Here is a 22,877-nt window from a genome sequence, read left to right on the forward strand (position 1 = left end):
ATGTATTACAGGCCATTCAGTGGCGATGCAATCTTTTCGCCCATCTTAATGGTCGTTTCCAGTTCTTTGCCGGTGTTATCAATAAGGTCGGAATCGAATTGAATTTTGCCTTGTTCGAAAAGCAGCACCAGCGTTGAACCGCCAAAAGCAAAATAGCCCTTTTCGTCGCCTTTTTTAACTTCGCCCGGCTGGTATGTTTGAAGAATACTACCAACCATTGTGGCGCCAACATCTACAATCAGAATTTCTCCAAATTCCTGTGTTGCAAGGGTGCAATATTCACGTTTGTTCTCGCAAAATATCTCCAGGCTTTTTTGCAGCGCCAGTGGCGAAACCGAGAAATAATGCCCTTTTATTTTTGTTGTTTCCGACGCCAAACCTGAAGCCGGGAAATGGTAACGGTGGTAATCGGGTGGTGCCAGTCGGACAATGGCCATTGCGCCACCGGCATATTTTTCTGCCAGGACCTTATCTCTCAGGAAGTCTGTCAACGTGAATTCTATACCTTTTACAAAGAAGGAAAGAACATCTTTGATTGTGGGAAAAACCAAAATCTTTCCATCGGCCGGCGAAACCAGGTGTTCACCAATTGGCCGCGCTCCGGGCTTTAGTTTTCTGTAAAAGAAATCATTAAAGGAACTAAAATCCTGAACCGAGTCGCGTTGGTATTCATTCAGGTTTATATTGTGTTCTGCTATGAATTCGGGAATTCTGTTTTTCGAGATTCGTGTATTCATGTACCAGCCTCCCAATGCAGAAAAGAACTTCCGTTTAAACAACACGTTCAAAGCCAGCTTCCCCGATGGCGATGAATACAGCCATTTTAGCATTCCTTCGCTCGGAACCTTCTCGGTGCGGGCTTCTCCACTTGCCCTGTCTATGTAATTTATGGTTTTCATTTTTTGGCCTGAATCATCTTTGTTTTGGCAGGCAATCAGTGTCAAAAACAAAACGATCAAACTAAAGTACTTCATTTATTCCGGTTTATATCCCACGTCTTCCAAAAGCACCGGCTTGAATGATGCTTCCACAGCAAGCTCATCGCAGCGTTCGTTTAGCGGATTGTTGGCATGTCCTTTCACCCAAACAAATTTAACAAGATGCTTTTTGTAAATCTCGAGAAAACGCATCCAAAGATCGGGATTTTTCTTCCCCTTAAAGCGCTTTTTTACCCAGTTAAAAACCCAGCCTTTTTCAACAGCGTCGGCAACGTATTTCGAGTCGGTGTAAATGGTGACTTCGCTTCCGGGTATTTTCAGCGTTTCCAGGGCAACGATCACCGCCAGTAATTCCATGCGGTTGTTGGTCGTAAGCTTGTAGCCTTCTGAAAGTTCCTTGCGGTGTTCCCCCGACAAGAGAACGACTCCGTAGCCTCCCGGCCCCGGGTTTCCGCGTGCAGCGCCGTCAGTATAAATGGTTATTTTGGGTCGAGCCATTTTCTTTGTTGGTGAGTATTGAGAAAATTGTATCGAGTACAAAGTAGTGAGCTTTATTTGGAAGTTGCAACATTTATTAGAATTAGTCGCACTACTTACTACTAATAATCTCAAATTTAAAAAAATAAAACCCCGCCATAACTGACGAGGTTTTATGCTTTATTTTTTTGAAAATTATTTGATAATTTCCATTTCTTCGATGAGGTGGTCGGCACCGGCATACACATCGATTACCCACAGTACAAAGCGAATATCGACATTGATACAACGTTGCAGTTCTGGCTCAAAAGCCAGGTCACCACTCATGGCTTCCCAGTTGCCGTCGAAGGCAATACCGATCAGTTCGCCTTTACCGTTAATGACCGGGCTACCTGAGTTACCACCAGTAATGTCGTTATTGGTGATGAATGCCGCGTGTAATTTTCCATCGGCATCAGCATATTGTCCGTAGTTTTTGTCCAGCAAGAGTTCCTTCATGCGGGCAGGTACATCGAACTCGTAATCGCCCGGAATTTCTTTTTCAAGGTAACCGTCGGTGGTGGTGTAGAATTTATAGGTTACACCGTCGCGTGGGTCGTAATCGAGCACCTTACCATAAGTTAAACGCATGGTGGAGTTGGCGTCGGGATAGAACTTCTTGTCGGGCTGCATTTCCATTAAACCGGCAAGGAACAGTCTTCTTCCTTTTGCCAGTTCGTCGCCTTTTGTTGAAATCTGGTTGCTGATTTCGCGGTATTTTGCGAAAATATCATCGGCAGCCATAAATGCCATATCTTTCTTCAGCACTTTAACCGACGGATTATCCAGGAAGGCCATGAACTCGTCTTTATCATCGAAAATCGACTTCTGGAACATCTTGTCGGCATACTTATCGTAATCGCCTTTGTATTTCTTCTGAATCTCAGCAAAGAAAGCGGGCTGATATTCCGAAGTGTTTTTAGCAGCATAGATACGCATTAAAGCACCAGCGATCTGCTGGTCGGTATATGCGCTGTAATCTTTAAAATATTCTTCGGCAGCAGCTTTCAGCGCCTGAGAATAGCGTTCGATTCTGTCCTTATTCCCTTTCGGATCTTTTAGTAACTCTTCCAGGGGTTTTACACGGTTGGCAAACAGGAAGATCTCCGGTCCGCGCAATAAAGCCTCCGACATGTATTCACGAGCTTTATCGGCCTCAATATTGGTGTAGTAATTTTCGATCAGATTCAGTGCTTCACCATATTTTGCTTTTCTGCTTTCACTGGCGTTTGTCCAGCTGGTGAATTGCTTTTCGAGACCTTGCTTTTGAGCAATCACTTTTAACTTGGTAAGCGCTTCGTTCTGACCGATAGCATTTTTGTAGTAGTTGGCGCTTCTGGCGTGTTTTGAAGCGTATTGGATTTTTGCTTTTTGGCTGCTGGCCATGTAGTCGGCAATAATATCCAGTTTTTTCTCCCTTACTTCGATACGTGCGGTGTTGGTCACTTTCATGGTGTAGTCGATACCGTATGAAGTTTTGTATCGGGCAGTGCTGCCGGGATAACCCATCACCATGGCAAAATCACCTTCCTGAACACCTTTCAACGAAATAGGCAGAAAATGTTTTGGCTGGTAAGGAATGTTGTCTTCCGAGTATTCTGCAGGTTTTCCATCGGGACCGCAATAAACGCGGAACATCGAGAAGTCGTTGGTGTGACGAGGCCACATCCAGTTGTCGGTGTCGCCACCAAATTTACCAAGTGCTTGCGGAGGTGCGCCTACCAAACGAACGTCTTTGAACGTTTCGGTAACAAACAGGTAAAATTTATTTGAATTGAAAAAGTCGCGCACATAAACTTCGTAATGAGTGGTGCCTTTTGCTTCCTCTTTTAGTTTGTCGGCGGCTTCGTTAATTTTTGCATCACGTTCCGATTCGGTCATCTCATCAGTTACCTCGGCAAGTACTTTTTCGGTTACGTCATCAACACGAACCAAAAAAGTAACCGTTTTTCCCGGATTAGGGAGTTCTTCTTCTCTCGACATGGCCCAGAATCCGTCCTGCAGGTAGTCGTGTTCAACACTCGAATGTTTTTGAATTTCGCCAAAACCACAGTGGTGGTTGGTCAGCAGGAGTCCGTCTTTCGAAACCAGTTCAGCAGTACACGATCCGCGATCGAGTGCCACGACAGCATCTTTCAGGCTCGAATTGTTAATGCTGTAAATTTCTTCAGCACTCAGTTCGCAACCCATTTCCTGCATGGTGTTAATATTCAGTTTGTGAATCAGCGAAGGAAGCCACATCCCTTCGTCGGCTACTGCTGTACCGAAAAGAAACACAGTTAAGAGCAGTATCAGATTTAATCTTTTCATTATTTGAAATTATTACAACACCCAAAAATTAACTATGAAATTTTCCCTACAGGTAAGGTATAGTCAATTTAGGTGTATCCTTATTAAAATTAAAGTCGCAAATATAGTTTTTCCCAGCACTTCTAAAAGTGATATTTCTCTTAAAAATCAGTTTATTTCAATCTGTTTTTAGGAATTCGATTAGCGTTGAATTCAATTCTTTTAGGAATGGTTTCAAGGATAGGTATCAGATAATCTTCAAAAATTACACCCTTAAGAGTTTTTAAGTTTATTCGTAAAGATCGTGAATGTTGCTCTCCTCCAGTTCCACAAAATAGGCGGCGATTTTTTCGGTGACATCATGCACAAATTTTTCGCCTTTGGTGGCAGTGGCTTGGCGCGGATCGCCAATTCCGGTGTCTTCCGAAACCTTATCCCATTGCCGCGGTGCCCAGGCCGTTTTTTCGCGAATGGCTTTTAGTTTTGATGCTTTTTGTTTTCCGTTTCCTGCTTCGGAAAGTGGCAACACCAGTTCGGGGAAGAAGTGTAAAATGATGCTGGTCTCCATTTCGTTGGCATGGTCGCCACCCTTTTCAAAATAGTTTTCTTCATCAAGAATCTTGAACCATTCAACCAACGATAAAAATAGTTCGGGAAACTGTGGCTGAAGTTCGCGGATCATCGGTTTAAAATCGTTTCCGCCGTGGCCATTCATAATTACCAGTTTTTTTATGCCTTGCCTGTCGAGCGCAGAAACAAGGTCTTTCAAAATAAGCATTTGGGTTGAAGGTGGCGTGTGCAAACAAAAGGGCATATCGATTTGCCCCACATTTTGCGCTCCTAACGGAATGGTTGGCAACACCATGACTTTTGCGCCCTGTTCCCAGGCTTTTTCGGCAGCCAATGCTGCAATTTTTTCTGTTTCCAGCGAATCAGTTCCGTATGGTAAATGGTAGTTGTGGGGCTCGGTAGCACCCCAGGGAAGGATGGCCACTTCGTATTTCTGGTGTTTGATCTGTTTCCAGTTAGTTTCTTCAAGTATGTAAGGTCTCATAGCGTCTATTTTTCAATTTGAACAGTAGTGAAAACAATCCCTTGATAAGGATTCTCCATTCCTCCTTCGAACAAACAGCCTATGGTGTTTTTGTTTATTTGGCACAAGTCGGAATAAGCCGCCGGTCCGGGATGAAGTACCGTATGAGTTTTCCAGGTTTTACCCTCGTCGCTACTCATTTTTAAGGTCATATTGGTGCGGCTGTCAGTGTTTGCCGGATTCAGAAACCACAGAAAATTGTTGTCACTGGTGTACAGTAAACTAGCCTGGCAAATTGGTTCAATTAAGGCCGTATCCGACTGAATATCCGACCAGGTTAAACCACCGTCCTCACTGCAACTTATTTTTCGTGCTTTCTGCGAGCGGTCGTAGTTTCGCATGTTTAGCAGAAGTTTCCCGTCCGGGAGTTCTGCAACTGTGCTTTCGTTAACCTGATGTTGCGGAGTAGTTCCTCCAAGTAACCAGGTTTTTCCGTGATCATCGGAAAATATTGTATGCGAATAATACTGCTTGCTTTCTGCTTCAATGTGATCGCAGGGAATAAGCAAACGGCCTTTGATTTTGCTTGATTTTAGTTGAATGCCATGACAGGGACCTGTGGCATACCAGGTCCAGTTTTCTTTTTTTACGCTTGAAGTGATTTCTTTTGGAGTTGTCCAGCTATCGCCGTCATCCGACGATGAAGAAACAAATACGCGCCTTGTATCTTTACTTTTCAGGTCGATAATGTCACGTTCATGATCCTCACCTAAATTCCAGGTCATCAACAAATGAATTTCACCGGTTTGGACATCAACAACCGGCGCCGGATTTCCACATACATTGTTGCCGTCGTCCCAAATTATTTTTAGAGGGCTCCAGGTTTTTCCATCGTCGTCCGAACTTCTCATTACCAGATCGATATTGCCCGTGTCGGAACTTCCGTTAACACGTCCTTCGGCAAAAGTAAGCAGCCTGCCCGAGTTTGTTTGTACAATTGCAGGTATGCGAAAGGTGTTATAACCTTCGGAACCGGAAATATAAATACTACCTTTTAAAGCATTGTCTTTTTGTGAAAACAATAAAAAAGGTAGGGAAATAAAAATGAGGATGAACAGATGCTTCATCTTTTTCGGTTTAATTTGGACAGCTATTTTTTTCTGAATTTCATTTTAAAATCGTATCAGCGTAATCCCAAATGAAAAAGGTGTTAATTCAGGTCCCTTTTCTTCTTTGAAAAAGCTGACCAGATCGTAACTCGCATACAGGTTTATCCAGCGATAGCCGGTGCGAAACATCAGACCGTAATTAAAGTCGCGCAACGAAAAATGATCAACTACTTTGAGTTTTTCATTCTGTTCGACCTTGTACTTAACTTTTGTGTGGCTTGTAAGTTTTACTCCGCCGTACATTCCTCCGGAGATATAAATGCGGTTTTTGTAGTTATTGACAGGAATCTGAACCTCCGCCAGAACCGGAAGCACCAGCGACATTATTCCGAGTTTTGATTTTTTTATGTTTTCGAAATTGGGTTCATGGGGTTGTACCACATTGTTGTTATCAAGCACGATTGTGGTGTTATCATCCAAACGGTAACTTTGTAATCGGAGTCCGAGCCCGGTAACCAGTCCAAATGTATTCCGGTAGCGTTGCAGGCTTATACTTTGCTGCACAAAATTGATGTACATAGAATTTGAACGAAGCACATCGTTACTCATAAAGTCGGTTTCATATGCGCTGTAATCCTCATTCAGAAACATGTTGAATCCAAAGTCGATACCTGCCCAATGGCCAGAGAAATCATCCCTCCATAAATTAAACCCGTTAGTTGATATGTTTCGAATGTCGATCCTGCTCAGAATTTTCTCAGTATCTTCATCAACCGGCACGATGGTATCGCTAACCTGAGCAAAGGTGCTGGCAGAAATACTGAGCATCAAACTCCAAAAAAACAGTAAGTGATTGAGGTAAAAGTTATTTTTCAGTGGACTCGAAAGCTTCATATCTTCGTTTTTATTAAAACAAATGTAAGAGAATCCGTACTAAAATGCCGTGCATCCGATCGTAAAAATCGTAAACAAAAGTTGGAACAAACAGCCGCTGTTTTTGTGCGAAGTTCCTTGAACGTTAAATTTCATGAAAGTTTTTCGTAAATCGCTGTAATACAAATAAAACAAGTACCTTTGCGGCCACTTTTAAAAATTATAAATGAATTTATTTGAATCAATGGGTTTAAGGTCTGAAATTCTGGAGGCTATTCAGGAAATAGGATTTGAGAAGCCCACGCCGATACAGGAAAAAACAGTTCCGTTTTTACTGGAAAGCGATCAGGATATGGTTGCGTTGGCTCAAACAGGAACAGGAAAGACCGCTGCTTTTGGCTTGCCCATCATTCAGCAAATTGACCACACAGTTAACTCACCCCAGGCACTGATTTTAAGTCCAACCAGGGAACTGGCGCTGCAAATTGCAGCCGACCTGAATCAGTTCTCGAAAAACCTCAGCAAACTAAATGTTGCAGTTTTATATGGTGGATCCGATATTAGGAAACAGATTAAGGATCTTGAGAAAGGTGCACAGGTAGTGGTGGGAACACCAGGTAGAACTTTCGACCTCATTCGCAGGAAAAAGCTGAAAGTTCAGGGTATTAAATGGTTGGTGCTCGATGAAGCCGACGAAATGTTGTCCATGGGATTTAAAGATGATCTGGATGGCATTCTGGAAGACACACCGAAGGAAAAGCAAACCTTGCTTTTTTCGGCCACCATGCCAAAAGAGATCGTTACGATTGCCAACAAGTACATGACCGATCCGCATGAAATTTCAGTAGGAAAGAAAAACATCGGTGCTGATAATGTGGAACACCATTATTACCTGGTTCATGCTAAAGACCGTTATGTAGCCCTAAAACGAATTGCAGATATCAACCCGAATATATACGGAATTATTTTCTGCCGCACGCGCGCTGAAACTAAAGATGTTGCTGATAAACTGATGAAAGATGGTTACAATGCCGATGCATTGCATGGCGATCTTTCGCAGGCTCAACGCGATCACGTAATGTCGCGTTTCCGTACAGGACACTTACAAATGCTGGTAGCTACCGATGTTGCTGCCCGTGGTCTGGATGTAAACGATCTTACTCACGTAATCAACTACAACCTGCCCGACGATCCTGAGGTGTATATTCACCGAAGTGGCCGTACAGGCCGTGCCGGTAAGCGTGGTATTTCAATCACCCTTATCCACATGCGCGAAAAGGGTAAACTGAAAGATGTTGAGCGCAAGATAGGGAAACAGTTTGCGAAAGTGGCGGTTCCAAGCGGAAAAGAAATTTGTGAGAAACAGTTGTTTAACCTTATCGACAAAATGGAAAAGGTAGAGGTTAACAACGAGCAGATTGAACCATTTTTGCCGGTGATATATAAAAAACTGGCCTGGCTCGATCGTGAAGAATTGATCAAACATTTTGTTTCGGTGGAGTTCAACCGATTTCTGCAATATTACGAGAATGCCGAGGATATTAATGTCGATGAGACTTTTGAAAGAGAGTCGCAGCGTGGCGAACGCAGTAATAAACGTGGTCGCGAAGATCGCATGCGTGGCGACCGTGGCAGAGGAAGAGGTGGCAACTACAATTACTCACGTTTTTTCTTTAGCCTGGGCAAGAAAAATGGTGTGAGCAAGCGTACCATCATCGACCTTATCAATCAGAACATGCCTGGTAAAAGTGTGGAAATCGGAAGCATCGAGGTGTTGAAAGGGTTTTCATTCTTTGAAGTCGATCAGCGTTACGAGAAGGAGCTGACAAAGGCATTTAAAAATGCCCGCTACAAGGGACAACGCGTTGGTATTGAATTAGCCAATAAGAAAAAGTAAAATACTTCAAAAAGCTGTCTGAGATTTCAGGCAGCTTTTTTTTTGCTTTCAGCTTTTCCAAAGTTCCACACTTTGGAAAAGTTCCCGATTCGAAGAACTCATTTCCCACTCGTACCCCAAAACATCCCACTCAGCAAATCTTTCTTTTTAATGTTTTTGTGAATTTGGAAATTTGGATCAGTATTCAATCCAAAAAAGAAGAAATCATGAAATGAGCATGAGGATGGAATTCGTATCAAGCAAGAATGATTGAATATCATGCGAATTCCATACGATGCCGTAAAACAAACAATTTTAATCGTATGAAAACAATTTATCTGTTCATCGCAATGCTAGTAGCAACAAATGTAAGTGCACAGCAAAGAGCGAAGTTTGATATTCCAGTAAAATTGCCTCAAAGCCTTGAATTGAACGACGAAATCCAGCACTTTCAGGTGACGACCACACATTATAATGGCGATATTTTTGGGAACTTTTACAACAAACAGCAGGTTTGTGGCGAATACACCCGCGGCCTTCCGGGTGGTAAAGTCAAATGGAACAATGTAAGTTTTGCACAATCGAATTCAAACAATCGAAACGCTGAATTTCCAAAAGCAACTCCTGTTTACTACATGGAAGATTTTACATATCAGCCGAACGAAGAAATGCTAAAAGCCGAAAAATTCGAAACGTTTACCGAGTATGCCGATTTCACCAAAAACCTGGTTTGGGACATGCTCGGAATTGAAGGATTTGCCTGGGCTTATTTCGACAAGCTGCAACTGAATGTTCCATATGCAGTTGAAGAAATGAACGGTAAAGTGGATCTTGCCGGACAGGGTTATTTCGAGAACAAAGACATTCAACTTACCTGGACAGGAATTTCGGAGCAAAACAATGAAAACTGTGCAGTTATTGAATACCGTACAATGAATAATCCATTGGAGGTAAAGTCGGAAGTAGTTGAAATGAAAGGGCGCAGCCACTATTGGGGAACCATTTGGGTATCGCTTGAAGACAAACAGATTGAACACGCGGTATTATTCGAAGATGTAATGATGGAATTATTATTCCCGGGGGCCACTCAAAAACAACTAATGGATGCTACACGTGAAATTACGTATAAGCGCATTTTCTAAATAGAGTTGATATTAGATTTGGGTGTCGGCGGATCGTCGCCGGCACTCGTTTTACGGCCGGTCAAATATTCTGCATTGCCTTAACGGCAGAAACAATTAGTTTTAGTATTTTCAAAAACGAAATCATGAAACATCCAACCGCAAATAAAACCCTTCGGCAAAAGGTAGTCTGGCACCTGCTGATTTTAGCCGGCGCCGTAGTTATCAGTTCCTTGTTCAGCCTGGCAATAGCCCAAAAACTCATTCACCCGGGAACGCTAAGTATGCTCGTTCTTACTTTCCTTCAACTGGAATTGTTTTTATGGATCGGTTATTTATTCTTTTATGGCGTAAAACCCGATGCGCCCGGAGTTGTAAAGAGCACTTTAATAAGATTCGTACTTTTTTACTTGTCTGTAATGGTTATTGCCGTGATCGTATTTTTGGCACTTTTTACATACCATTTCTCGCGCACAGGAGCCGGTTTTTCTGAATTTATTCCCAGTCTTATTCACTCCGATTTTAAATCGTTTTTAACGGCTGCCGGTATTGGTTTTGCCATTGGAGCTTTGTTTTTCTTCTATACTCAGTGGTACGATGCCGTAAAACGCACGCAAAAACTAAAACAGGAAAAGCTCATTTTTCAGTACGAAACTTTAAAGAGCCAGGTAAATCCGCATTTTCTTTTTAACAGTTTGAATACGCTCTCGTCGTTAATTCGAAAGGATGTTGAGCTGTCAGAGCAATTCATTCTGAAATTATCGTCGGTTTATCGTTACGTACTCGAAAATCAGGATAAAGACCTGGTGCCTGTTGAAAATGAACTGGCATTTGTAAAAGATTTTTTTTCCCTGCAGCAGGTAAGAGATCAGGAAAAGATCGAACTTCAAATTGATTCAAACGGGGCAGGTTCAGAAAAGATCATTCCTGTTTCGTTGCAAATGCTGGTCGAAAATGCGCTCAAACACAACAAAGCTTCACGGAACGAACCACTTCGGATTACCATTCATTACGAAGGTTTGGATAAAATGGTCGTTCGTAATAATTTACAGGAGAAAGATCAATTAGGGCCTAAATCGGGAATTGGTTTGAAGAATCTCGATGAGCGTTGTAAACTCATACTAGACAGGGGGATCGAGCTAATGAAAAACGAAGACGAATTTGTAGTGAAATTACCTGTTCAAGCTGAAAAAAATGAAGATAGTAATTGTTGAAGACGAACAACTGGCTGCCGAAAAACTGGCAGATCAATTGACAAGGATTACTGCCGATATTGAAGTGGTGAAAGTTCTTGAGTCGGTTGAGTCGGCTGTTAACTGGTTTAGCCTTAATCCGTCACCTGACCTGGTTTTTATGGATATTCAGCTGGAAGACGGAATATCATTCGAGATTTTTGATGCCATCAAACTTCATGCTCCGGTGATTTTTACAACAGCATACGACGAATATGCTATTCGTGCTTTTAAAGTAAACAGTGTTGATTATCTTCTGAAACCGATCGGTGAAAATGATCTGAAACAGGCGCTGCAAAAGTTCAGAAAAATATTCGACGAATCGGATTTTGCCAGCAAAGTTACCCGGGTTATTGAGCAGGTTTCCAAAAGGTACAAAACAAGGTTTTTTATGAAAGTCGGTACACGTTTCCAATCGATAAAAGTGGCCGATATTTGTTGCTTTTTTGTTGAGGAGCGAAATACTTTCCTAAAAACCACCGGAGGAAAAACCTACGATATCGATCACTCGCTCGATCAGTTGCAGGGGATGGTCGATCCGGAGCAGTTTTTCAGAATAAACCGAAATTACCTCGTAAACATTAATTGCATTTCTGAAATTATAAGTTATTCAACCACACGTTTAAAGCTGAAATTGGAAGTGAATTTCCAGGAGGACCTGATCGTCAGCCGCGACCGGGTTACCGAATTCAAACACTGGATGGATAAATGAAACAGACATGATCCCCGACAATCACCAACGGTAATGAAAGTAAAGAAATAGACTCCTGTCTGGGATTAGTTTTAATTTTAAAGTCAGAATAATCAATACACAATTTCGAATATCCAATTTCCTGCTTTTGTTGGATATTTTACATTCAAAATTGAGTATTGAATATTTTTACGTTACATAAAAAAAGGAGCCCGAAAGCTCCTTTATTCCTCTTCTAACAAGTTAATTACATTAACTTTTCCCTTCTCTCACTCACTATTTTGTGTGAACCTTAAACCAGTGTGGCGTCAAGTTCAATTGTTGCTGTTCCTCCGGCATACAGTCTCGAAATCGGACATTTTACTTTGGCGGCCTGCGCGAGTTCTTCAAATTTTTCTTGCGACAAACCTTCACATTTTACTACACTGGTCAGTTTAATGTTGGTAATAGCCGGGCCACCGTCGAGTTCACCCAGTGTAACTGCAGCTTCTGTTTCAATGCTTTCAGGAGTAAGCTCTTCTCCGCTTATCAGAGCTGACAGAAACATGGAATAACATCCGGCTTGTGCTGCGCCAACAAGTTCTTCCGGGTTTGTTCCTTTTCCGTTTTCAAAACGCGACGCAAATGTAAACGGGCCGGTGTAGCCTGTAATATTCATTTCGCCTGTACCTCCTTTCAAGGTTCCGTTCCATACCGATTTTACTTTTCTTACTGTCATAATTTCAATTTTTTAGTTTACTGATATTAAAGTGTCGCCGGGCTGCCAGTCACATCCGGTTAATCCCGGGTTTTGAGTGGCTTCTAAAGCTCTCAGAACTTCCTGTACGTTTCGTCCGGTTGTATCATTATTACAATTAACCCACTGAATTGTTCCTTCCGGATCGACAATAAAAGTAGCTCGGTAGGCAACACTTCCTGGTTGTAAGATACCTAATTTCTTACACAATGACTTGGAAGTATCTTCAATTAATGGGAACCTCAGATTCGATAAACGCGGATCGTTTGCTTTCCATGCCAGGTGTACTTCCTGTGTGTCGGTTGATACTCCGTACAGGGTGGCATTTAAGGCATTAAACTTGTCGAAGTTATTGTTAAACTCAACAATTTCGGTCGGGCAAACAAAAGTAAAGTCTTTTGGATAGAAAAAAATGACCATCCATTTTCCTTCTTTTTTATGATCTTCATTCGTAATAGTATCAAACTGATTGTTGGCCAGTACTGCCTCCTTTTTAAACTTGGGAAACTTTTCTCCTACTGATTTCATGATTTTTTGTTTTTATAAGATGTTAAATAGTTCGCATTTTTAATGTCACAAAAGTAGATTGAAAAATTTCCTGCATCAAATCGATTTTTTTTAAGGAGAATAGACGAAAATTATATCGTTGTATCTAATGTGTTGATAGCTAGAATTAAATTCTAATTGTGAAATTCACAGTAACAATTGGGGGATTTAGCTTATGATATCGACCAACATTAGTTTAACAACATTTGATGCTGTTTTGCGCGTCAATATCATTATATTTATGAGCTTTTTAGCAAATTGTAAATACCTATCCGATTAAACAAATATTAGTATGGAGAAAAAATCAAACAAAAGTACAGTATCAAGAAGAGCATTTATTGGTACTTCGGCAGCTGTTGCTGCCGGAATCACAATTGTACCCAGTCATGCGGTCGCAGGTTTGGGACATAAGGCGCCCAGCGATAAACTCAACATTGCAGGTGTTGGGGTTGGTGGAATGGGATTCGCTAACCTGAAGAACCTGAAGTCGGAAAACATTATTGGTCTTTGTGATGTGGATTGGAAATACACCGGAGGTAATGGTGTTTTCGATGCTTTCCCCAATGCCAGAAAGTATAAAGACTGGCGCCGTATGTACGATGAAATTGGTAAAGAAATTGACGGGGTAGTTGTGGCAACTGCCGACCATACCCACGCGATTGTCGCAGCCACTGCAATGACAATGGGTAAACACGTTTATGTGCAGAAACCTTTGACTCACTCGGTATACGAGTCACGCCTGTTAACCAAACTTGCCAAAAAGTACAACGTGGCTACTCAAATGGGTAACCAGGGGTCTTCGGGTGAAGGGGTAAATCTTACCTGCGAGTGGTTAGCAAATGGCGAAATTGGTGACGTTACAAAAGTAGAAGCTTTTACCGACCGTCCGATTTGGCCTCAAGGTTTAAATACGCCGGAACAGGGACAGTGGGTTCCTGAAACCCTGGATTGGGATTTATTCATTGGTCCTGCAAAAATGCGTCCGTATAACGAAATTTACCACCCATGGAACTGGCGTGGCTGGTGGGATTACGGTACAGGAGCTCTTGGCGATATGGCTTGTCATATTCTTCACCCGGTATTCGTTGGCCTTGAATTAGGTTATCCGACTCATGCACAGGGTAATTCAAGCTTATTGCTGAATGATTGCGCACCTGTATCACAATCTGTAAAATTGACTTTCCCTGAAAGGAAGGCCAAGAAAAAAATGAAAATGAAACTTCCTGAAGTGGATGTTCACTGGTACGATGGTGGTATAAAACCTATGTTGCCGGAAGGTTGGCCAGATGGAAGAGATCCAAATGATGCTGGTGGTGGTGTATTGTTCCACGGAACCAAAGATACCTTAGTTTGCGGATGTTATGGAAAAGATCCATGGTTGCTTTCAGGTCGCACACCAAATGCACCTAAATTCCGCCGCCGTGTAGAAACCAGCCACGAAATGGATTGGGTTCGCGCATGTAAGGAAAATCCTGAAAACCGTATTCCTACTGCATCTGATTTTAGTGAAGCCGGTCCTTTCAACGAAATGGTAGTAATGGGCGTTCTTGCTGTTCGTTTGCAGTCGTTGAATAAAGTACTGGATTGGGACGGAGAAAACATGCAGTTCACCAACCTCACAGATGATGAAACGATCAAAACTGTTGTAAGAGATGGTTTCAAAATCCACGATGGTCACCCAACATTTGCCAAAACCTGGACAGATCCAATTTCTGCCAAGGAATTTGCAGCTGAACTGATTAAGCATACCTACCGTAAACCATGGAGTTTACCTGATATGCCTGCATAATCAGCATAAAATATATGATAAAGGGTGTCGCGGAGTGGCACCCTTTTTTTTGTGCTTAGCGAAAACAAGTTAAATATACCGATTGGAAGTTGTAATAAGCCTTTGGAGCGTGCGCCCTCAAAGCCTTTTCAATTTGCTGCCGGCATTAACGATTGTAATCTCAAAGTTTCGCATAATGCTTACTTTGAAAAACAATTCGTATTACTTGCGTAATTTCATTCAAATTCGTAAACTTGCACGCCGAAAATCATAATTATGTATTGATTTTCATCCCGGGCCTATAGCTCAGTTGGTTAGAGCACCTGACTCATAATCAGGGGGTCCCTGGTTCAAGCCCAGGTGGGCCCACGGATTTAAAATGAAGCACTTAGATATATTCTTTAAGTTGCTTCATTTTTTTTATTTGCACACAATTTGCACACAGAATTTGGATGTGATCGCTCTTGAGAGTGGAAATGGAATTCTAAAGTATCGGGCTGTGCTTAAACCAAGAGAATGACATTCTTCTATTTACGGCTGGATTCTTCTGAAGTTCCGAGACAATAACTTCATAAACTGACGTTTGCCTGGCTGTTATTTTGTATTGCTTGCGGCGGGGCTTATAACTTGTTTTTTGTCTAAGAATATCTAGTTTATCTATTATTTGACATCTCAATTCCCTCTTATTTAACACTCTAGCGACTCAAGAATATCTAAGTCTATCTAAAAGTTTATCTAAATCTATCTTGCATTTTCATTTTTAGATAAACTTAAGATCCAAATCGGATAACGATTTGTCCCAATATTGATTATGGTTTTATCTTTCTTTGACATTGCATATAGAATGTTCCTTCCTTTATTCTCTTTTTGTTTAACTTCCAATACTGAGGGGAAGATATCAAGGACCAAATTATCATTGTCCTTTTTAGTGGCTTCCGAGCGTTTTATACGTATCCTATATTCAAGGATTTTTTGGAAACAAGAGCATAATACAGTACTACCTTTCCAATGCATTTGTATTAAAGCAGGACGTTTTCTGTAGGTTTATAATGCGATGGGTTATTCGTACAATCGATTAAAATGATTTTCGAGATGCTTACGCATACCTTCCCTGAATTTTTTTGCACTACCGTTTTTTAATATTTGAACAAGCTCTTTATGCGAAACATGTTTCTTCTTCTTGATCGGCTTGTTTATTAAACCACTGTCGTAGGCAAAGTTAAATACCGGAAGCAGGATGGTTTGAAAATTCTTGAGTGTATTATTCCTTGTTATTTCATAAAGTTTACCGTGAAACTGTATTTCATGTTCAATGTCGAAAAGAACATTACCGGTCGATTCGGGTTCAGAATTGACAATATTTTCCAGTTCTGCAATGTCGTCATCAGTAATGTGTTGAAATATGGAATCGGCCATTCCTATCTCGAGGATTAGTCGAATTTCAAATATATTTCTTAGTGTTTCGTCATCAAGGACTTTAGGAATCATTGATTTCTGAAGAATCTGTGCCAGGTTTGGACTCGTGAGCACCGTTCCTTTGTGTTTAATGGAGTCTACTAATCCCATTGCCTTCAACCTGGTAAGTGACTCCCGAATCACAGTTCGGCTTACGCCCATGGCGCTGGCCAATTCCAGTTCTTTAGGTATTGTATCACCGGTCTTCAATCCTTTATTAATAAAAATCTCCAGCAACTGCATTTCTACGCGATCAACTAAACTGCTTGTGTCGATTGTAGATATCTGATTTAACAAGTTATTTTCTGCCATATTGTAAGTATAACACTATAAAAATTAAAAACATACAAATTTTAAAAAACATTTTGAATTAAAAAACTAATCCCTATATTTGTCGCATTATGTCATACATAAAACATTAATTAATATCAAATTTATGGAAAAAGTTCTAACTAAAAAAGCTATCATTTTACTTTTCCTACTCTTTATGGGCATAGTAAATGGTATGTCACAAATTGTGATAGAGGGCAAAGTCTTGGATGCCTCGCAAAATACCCCGCTGCCCGGTGTTAACGTAATTCTTCTTGGCACCACAACTGGTGTTTCTACAGATGTTGACGGAGCATTCTCTATTGAAGTACCTTCTGAAGAATCACAGTTGATGTTCTCTATGATCGGTTTCACATCGCGAACGATCACGGTTGGTACATCACGGTATTTCGATGTAGTATTAGAGGTTGAAACCACGGCTTTGGATGAAGTAGTTGTCACAGGTTATTCAACGCAATCTCGTGCAGAGATGACTACATCAATTTCGAAACTTGATACAAAAGTATTGCAAAGTGTTCCCCGTTCGAATGCGGCGACAGCCTTGCAGGGAACCATTGCAGGTTTGAAAGTTACACAAACAACAGGTCAGCCTGGAACTACTCCTTCTCTGGTGGTTCGTGGAGGTACAAGCTTCGATGGAAGCGGTTCTCCGCTGATTCTTGTGGATGGAGTCCCCAGTTCGTTTTATGCACTCAATTCCGACGACATAGAGTCGATGGAAGTGCTGAAAGATGCAGCCTCGACTGCTATTTACGGAGCAAGGGCAGCCAATGGTGTTATTCTTATTACCACGAAAAAAGGAAAGGTTGGAAAATCAAACATCAATTTCAGGGCGAAATTTACTTCAAATCAAAAACGCGATGATCCTATGGAATATTTAGGGGCAGCCGATTACGTAAAATATAATCGTTTGGGTGTGCGTGCAGCACAGGATGTTATGGGGTATCCGTGGCTTGATGTGTTTTTAACAGGCGGTCATGCAGCAGCGACAGGTAATAATACCACCAATTCAATATACACCACTATGGTTCTCACTGATGAGAACAAGTATTTGTTGAATTACGATGGATGGCAAACTATTGAAGATCCCATCAATCCCGGAACAACACTGATTTTCATGGAAAATCAAATGAACGAATTGTTTTACCAGGAAAGCTATTCGCAGGATTACAGTTTGTCGTTCGACGGCGGAAACGATAAAGGAACTTATTACCTGGGATTGGGATACATGGATGACAATGGATTGGTATTCGGCTCATCGTTCACTCGTGTCTCAGGAACCTTTAACGGATCGTATAAGATTACCGAAAATTTCAAGGTCAGTTCAAATATTATTTTTGCACATTCAAGCCAGGATTTGCCTTATGATTCAGAATACAACCTGTTTCAACGAACTGCCGGCTTAGCTCCGACTTCACGGATTTACAATAATAATCCTGATGGCAGTTTGTCAGATGAATACCAGCCGGGAACCTACCTTGGATTTGGAAATCCATTGTATTACAAAGATAAATTTGTCCGAACAAATCTTGAAGAACGTTTTACCGGCTCAGTTCAGTTTGATTATAAATTTCTGAACGATTTTAATCTTACCGTTCGCGGAAGTCATTTTTCAATCAATAATACAAATGAATCGTTTGATAAAGCATACTTGAACTCAGGGTCTTTAAGAACGGAAAGAAAATCAGCAGCCTCTTACCGGAGGACTCTGCGCGATCAGATAACAGCAATGCTGAATTACAAAAAGTCTTTTGACGGGCACAATGTTACTGCTTTGTTAGGATCGGAATATTTCATGGAGAAGTATTTCACATTTAATGCAGCAACACGGCTTTCACCAACCGATTTAATTTACACGATGAACGTTGGTTCCGAAGCCAGTGGTGTCCCTTATTCCTATAAAACCGGATACGAAATAGCATCGCTTTTTGGTCAGGTAAACTATGATTTCGATTATAAATACCTCTTTGGATTTACGTTTAGATACGATGGTACATCTCGCTTAGGAAATAATAAATACGATTTCTTCCCGGGCGTTTCGGCAGGATGGAACATCCATAATGAAGACTTCTTCAGCAAATCAAAAATTAAATCTACCATCAGTAAAATCAAACCACGTTTGAGTTACGGGGTGAACGGAAACATCGACGTCTTGAGTAATTTTGGTGTATTTGGTACATACGCTCTCACCAGTGTTTACGATACTCAAACGGGTTATGCCAATACACAACTTCCTTTGCTCGATTTGAAATGGGAACGATCAACTACTTTCAATATGGGCTTGGATATTGGTTTCTTCAACGACAGGCTGACCTTGATTGGAGATTATTTCATACGTGATGTGAAGGATAAACTGGCAGGCTTGACTTTGCCGCTTTGGACCGGTTTCTCTTCCATTACAACCAATAATGGCACCTTGCAAAACCGTGGCCTGGAATTACAGGTGAATGCTGATGTTATTAAAACTGCCGATTTTAACTGGAATGTAGGACTTACCTATTATTCAGTTAAAAATTATGCCAAATCGCTTCCCGATAATGGAATTGAAAAGAATCGACAGGGAGGTACCGAAATCTATGATCCGGCAACTGATGGAACAAAATATGTTGGTGGTTTGCAGGAAGGTGAACGTGTTGGACTGGATTTGATTACTGCCTATGTATTCGACGGTGTTTACCAGACACAAGCCGAAATCGATGAACACGATGGAAGGATTGTGGATTTTGCCACTAAAAAAGATGTAAGATTTCTTGGTGACACCAGATGGAAAGATTTAAATGGAGACAACATCATTAATTATCTCGATCGGGTTGTAATAGGAAGGAGAACTCCCAAATTTACGGGGGGTTTTACAAATGAATTTAATTATAAAGGCTTTAGTTTATTTGTAAAATCAGACTTTGCCGTGGGCCATTATATCATTAATGGTCGCCGGGTAAAAGGTATTGCACAAACTCAAGGGAACCAGAATGGGCCGGCCGAAATTGCAGATTCCTGGACAACAGAAAATCCAACTTCGAATATACCAATCTTCACTTTAGTTGACCGCCAACGTAACCATCTTGCCGCTGGAGGAGACCAGGGATCAATGGATAACAGCAGCTCCCGTATGTGGGAGAAGGGTGATTACCTTGCTTTACGTGAACTAACCTTGAGTTATGATTTGGATGGAAAAATTGCAAAGAATATTTTCCAAAACGCAAGATTATATATCAGTGGTTCTAACCTGGCTTATTTCAATGGTTTTTCAGGCAGTTCTCCTGAAGAATCGTCATCAGGTCTTGATACCGGTAGATTTCCTCTGCCTCGGACCTATACACTCGGATTAAATGTAACTTTTTAAGCAATATCAGATTATGAAAAAGTATATCATATTATTTGTGTCAATCGTATTCCTGATTTCATGTGAGCTCGACATGAAACCGGAAAGTGATTTAACTTACAATGGATTCTGGGATACAGAGGAAGCAGCCAAAGCTGCACACGTTGGAATTTATGCTAATTTCCGAAACTATCACTCTACAATCTGGAGAATGGGAGAAGTTCGTGCGGATCTATGGGGTGGAGCAACTTTTGCAAATTCACCTTCTGATCTTGATTTGATAGAAAACAACATTAGTACTTCAATAGTGTACTTTTCGAACTGGGCGAACTTTTATGGTTTGCTGCATTACATCAACGACTTCATAAAAAATGCACCTGAGGTTGAGTTTTCAAATGAACAGGATTTAAATCACATGCTGGGACAGGTATACGGACTACGTGCATTTGTATATTACACTATGGTAAAAGCCTGGGGTGACGTACCGATTAGTACTGAACCACTTTTAGAGGTAGATCTGGAAACATTGAAGAAACCACGCGCTCCAAAAACAGAAGTGATGAATCAAATTAAAAGCGACATTGCTAAATCGCTTGAATATTTTGGTAATGACAATAGTTTGTGGCTGGGGAAAACAATATACTGGTCGAAGGCTGCTACATTAGCTTTAAAAGGTGATGCATTCATTTGGTCAGGAAAAGTGCTTGGAGGCGGTAATGCAGATTTTAACGAGGCCAAATCGGCACTGGAGCAGATGACAGAATTCGAATTGGAGTCATACTCCAATCTTTGGGGACAGGTAAACGAAAATAACTTAGAGTTTATATTTACGGTTGATTATCAGAAGGACCAGGCCAGTAATTTTTATGGAAGCTGGACTACAACAAGAGCCGTTGATCTGGTTAATTTGACAGATGAACACGGAAACCCGATGGACAATTTTGTAGTGAATGGTCTGAGCCGTTACGGTGTTTCTGAGAAAGTTCTTCTAATGATGGATGATACCCTCGATCAACGACGGAATACTTTTCTACGTGTGTATGATGATGGAAGTGTTCATGTGCCGTTTCAGGCAGGAGATCCCAGTTATCAGGGGTCCATCCTTAATAAATTTTTAGGTGTAATAGGTGATGACGGAACACGTTGGGATTATAATAATGTTCCATTATACCGATATGCCGATGTATTACTCTTGCTGGCAGAGGCGAAGAATAACCTGAATGAAGATCCGTCAGAGTTGATCAATCTGGTCCGTGCAAGGGCTTATGGCGACAACTTTACCGGACATGAATATATCAATGGTACAAAAGCCGAGAATACACAAGCGATACTCGACGAAAGATTAAAAGAATTTTTCGCTGAAGGCAAACGCTGGTGGGATTTGGTTAGAGCAGGTGATAACTATGTTTTCGAAGAGGTGGCAACACTGGATGCTGACGAAGCATATAAAATTTACTACTCAATATCTGAGTCGATGCTCGCTAACGATCCGGAATTAAAACAGACCGATGGCTATTAATCAGGATGTTCGCATAGATTTAGTTTGGTTAGATTCATTAGAGGAGAGTCGTGTACTGCGACTCTCCTTGAATTAAATCTATTCGAATATAATTTTTCTGTTATTACGAAGCGTTTTGTTACCTTGTTAACGGTACTCATTAAGTAGTACCGGCAATTTTAAAAGAATAGTTTAAAGTTAGGAAGGAACAGCTAGCGTAATGCATTTTTGAAACTTACCCGACTACAGATTAGATATAAAATAGTTAAGAAATGAAGATTACGGTTTTAAATATTATTGTTTTACTTTTTGCATTAGCAGCTTGTGCTCAGGAAGATTTGCTTCAGAAAACGGAGAACGATCTGCTTTTACAAGATTTGTTTGATGCAGGAAATAATGACGCAGTTTCATGTTATCGAATCCCTGCAATCGTAACAGCTCCGAATGGAGATCTGGTTGCTGCAATTGATGAACGTGTTCCGTCGTGTGGCGATCTGAAATGGAGCAAAGACATCAACATTGTAATCCGGCGCAGTACCGACTTGGGCAAAACATGGACAGAAATTGAAAGAGTAGTCGATTTTCCGTTCGGACAATCTGCTTCCGATCCATCGATGATTGTTGATGAAGAAACGAAGGAGATTTTCCTGTTCTATAATTTTATGGACCTCGAAAAGGAAAAAGATGTGTATTACCTTCATTACACCAAAAGTGCCGACAACGGAAAAACCTGGAGTGATCCGGTTGATATTACAGCTCAAATTACAAAGCCGGAATGGGACACCGGTTTTAAATTTATTACATCGGGCCGCGGGATTTATACCAGCACCGGAAAAATGTTGCATTGCATGGTTAACCTTAGCTACGGAGTAAATGTGTTTGGCAGCAACGATCATGGGAAAACCTGGTATTTTATCGATACGCCGATTTCGCCAGCTGACGAATCAAAGATTGTAGAGCTCGAAGATGGCAGCTGGATGATAAACAGTCGTGTTAACGGGAAAGGAATGCGATATGTGCACATTTCAACAGACGAAGGGAAATCGTGGCAAACACGACCGGAATCGCATCTGATAGATCCGGGTTGCAATGCAAGTATAATTCGATATACTTCCGTAAAGGATGGCGACGACAAAAACCGTCTTCTTTTTTCAAATGCAAAAATGAAAGATGCCCGGGTGAACATGACGGTTCGTATTAGTTACGACGAGGGTGAAACATGGTCGGAAGGAAAAACGATTTATGCCGGGAGTTCGGCTTATTCATCGCTGACAGTTCTTGACAACGGTGACATTGGATTATTCTTCGAAAAAGATGAGTATTCTAAAAATACCTTCGTCAGCTTTTCTTTAGAATGGCTAACTGACGGTGAAGATGGTTTAAGAAAATCAAAAAATTGAAACAAAAAACCAATAGAACCAAATAAACAAACAGGAATATGCACAAATTCAACTTAAATCGGGGTTGGAGACAATTCATTAAATTGAATCTGCTGATACTATCAGTCCTGTTTTTCTTTGCGTGTAAAAAGCAGCACATTGAAA

At 41.1% G+C, this 22,877-nt stretch carries 17 protein-coding genes and 1 tRNA gene; 9 read left to right on the forward strand and 9 right to left on the reverse strand.

All coding sequences use genetic code 11. The features are described from left to right. Positions 1-5: 5 nt before the first annotated feature. The 6 genes from HFD85_RS01665 to HFD85_RS01690 form a co-directional block, all read right to left on the reverse strand. Positions 6-974 (reverse strand): phosphatidylserine decarboxylase, encoded by a 969-nt coding sequence (locus HFD85_RS01665; RefSeq protein WP_206081831.1) that lies wholly within the window; start codon positions 972-974, stop codon positions 6-8. Continuing rightward, positions 975-1,436, reverse strand: coding sequence for a ribonuclease HI (rnhA, locus tag HFD85_RS01670; RefSeq protein WP_167604867.1), 462 nt, complete (start codon positions 1,434-1,436; stop codon positions 975-977). It abuts the gene before it with no gap. Between the two features lie 174 nt (positions 1,437-1,610). Next, positions 1,611-3,764, reverse strand: a complete 2,154-nt coding sequence (locus tag HFD85_RS01675; RefSeq protein ID WP_167604868.1) for a S46 family peptidase — start codon at positions 3,762-3,764, stop codon at positions 1,611-1,613. 268 nt (positions 3,765-4,032) lie between these two features. After that, positions 4,033-4,797: a creatininase family protein gene (locus tag HFD85_RS01680; RefSeq protein WP_167604869.1), complete on the reverse strand. Its 765-nt coding sequence runs from the start codon at positions 4,795-4,797 to the stop codon at positions 4,033-4,035. Between the two features lie 5 nt (positions 4,798-4,802). Beyond that, on the reverse strand, positions 4,803-5,903 hold the full coding sequence (locus HFD85_RS01685; RefSeq protein WP_167604870.1) for a sialidase family protein: 1,101 nt from the start codon (positions 5,901-5,903) through the stop codon (positions 4,803-4,805). Between the two features lie 45 nt (positions 5,904-5,948). Beyond that, positions 5,949-6,779 carry an outer membrane beta-barrel protein gene (locus tag HFD85_RS01690; protein ID WP_167604871.1) on the reverse strand — a complete coding sequence of 277 codons (831 nt, stop codon included), beginning with the start codon at positions 6,777-6,779 and terminating at the stop codon, positions 5,949-5,951. Positions 6,780-6,984: 205 nt separating this feature from the next. On the opposite strand from HFD85_RS01690, the gene HFD85_RS01695 reads away from it, so the two are divergent. From HFD85_RS01695 to HFD85_RS01710, 4 genes are all read left to right on the forward strand, one after another. Beyond that, on the forward strand, positions 6,985-8,655 hold the full coding sequence (locus HFD85_RS01695) for a DEAD/DEAH box helicase (RefSeq protein WP_167604872.1): 1,671 nt from the start codon (positions 6,985-6,987) through the stop codon (positions 8,653-8,655). A gap of 302 nt (positions 8,656-8,957) precedes the next feature. Further along, positions 8,958-9,776, forward strand: coding sequence for a hypothetical protein (locus tag HFD85_RS01700; protein ID WP_167604873.1), 819 nt, complete (start codon positions 8,958-8,960; stop codon positions 9,774-9,776). A 125-nt stretch (positions 9,777-9,901) separates the two neighbouring features. Next, positions 9,902-10,969, forward strand: a complete 1,068-nt coding sequence (locus HFD85_RS01705) for a sensor histidine kinase (RefSeq protein ID WP_167604874.1) — start codon at positions 9,902-9,904, stop codon at positions 10,967-10,969. Next, positions 10,950-11,699, forward strand: coding sequence for a LytR/AlgR family response regulator transcription factor (locus HFD85_RS01710; protein ID WP_167604875.1), 750 nt, complete (start codon positions 10,950-10,952; stop codon positions 11,697-11,699). The genes HFD85_RS01705 and HFD85_RS01710 overlap by 20 nt, the downstream gene beginning before the upstream one ends. A 271-nt stretch (positions 11,700-11,970) precedes the next feature. Here the strand turns inward: HFD85_RS01710 and HFD85_RS01715 are convergent, their stop codons facing one another. Further along, entirely contained in the window at positions 11,971-12,396 is a 426-nt protein-coding gene (locus tag HFD85_RS01715; protein ID WP_167604876.1) for an OsmC family peroxiredoxin, read from the reverse strand. 12 nt (positions 12,397-12,408) lie between these two features. After that, positions 12,409-12,942: a peroxiredoxin gene (locus HFD85_RS01720; RefSeq protein WP_167604877.1), complete on the reverse strand. Its 534-nt coding sequence runs from the start codon at positions 12,940-12,942 to the stop codon at positions 12,409-12,411. A gap of 310 nt (positions 12,943-13,252) precedes the next feature. Between HFD85_RS01720 and HFD85_RS01725 the strand changes: the two genes are divergently transcribed. Both HFD85_RS01725 and HFD85_RS01730 read left to right on the forward strand, forming a co-directional pair. Further along, positions 13,253-14,749 (forward strand): Gfo/Idh/MocA family oxidoreductase, encoded by a 1,497-nt coding sequence (locus HFD85_RS01725; protein ID WP_167604878.1) that lies wholly within the window; start codon positions 13,253-13,255, stop codon positions 14,747-14,749. A gap of 274 nt (positions 14,750-15,023) precedes the next feature. Then, positions 15,024-15,097, forward strand: a tRNA-Ile gene (locus HFD85_RS01730). A gap of 690 nt (positions 15,098-15,787) precedes the next feature. Here HFD85_RS01730 and HFD85_RS01735 read toward each other — a convergent pair. Further along, a complete protein-coding gene (locus HFD85_RS01735) occupies positions 15,788-16,495 on the reverse strand; it encodes a FadR/GntR family transcriptional regulator (protein ID WP_167604880.1) in 708 nt (235 codons plus the stop codon). A gap of 124 nt (positions 16,496-16,619) precedes the next feature. Between HFD85_RS01735 and HFD85_RS01740 the strand changes: the two genes are divergently transcribed. The 3 genes from HFD85_RS01740 (at position 16,620) to HFD85_RS01750 (ending at position 22,733) form a co-directional block, all read left to right on the forward strand. Next, positions 16,620-19,856, forward strand: a complete 3,237-nt coding sequence (locus HFD85_RS01740; protein ID WP_167604882.1) for a SusC/RagA family TonB-linked outer membrane protein — start codon at positions 16,620-16,622, stop codon at positions 19,854-19,856. Between the two features lie 13 nt (positions 19,857-19,869). After that, positions 19,870-21,354, forward strand: a complete 1,485-nt coding sequence (locus HFD85_RS01745) for a RagB/SusD family nutrient uptake outer membrane protein (RefSeq protein ID WP_167604883.1) — start codon at positions 19,870-19,872, stop codon at positions 21,352-21,354. Between the two features lie 251 nt (positions 21,355-21,605). Then, positions 21,606-22,733 (forward strand): sialidase family protein, encoded by a 1,128-nt coding sequence (locus tag HFD85_RS01750; RefSeq protein WP_167604885.1) that lies wholly within the window; start codon positions 21,606-21,608, stop codon positions 22,731-22,733. Positions 22,734-22,877 lie beyond the last annotated feature (144 nt).

This window comes from Maribellus sediminis (assembly GCF_011799805.1).
Lineage (GTDB): Bacteria > Bacteroidota > Bacteroidia > Bacteroidales > Prolixibacteraceae > Draconibacterium > Draconibacterium sediminis_A.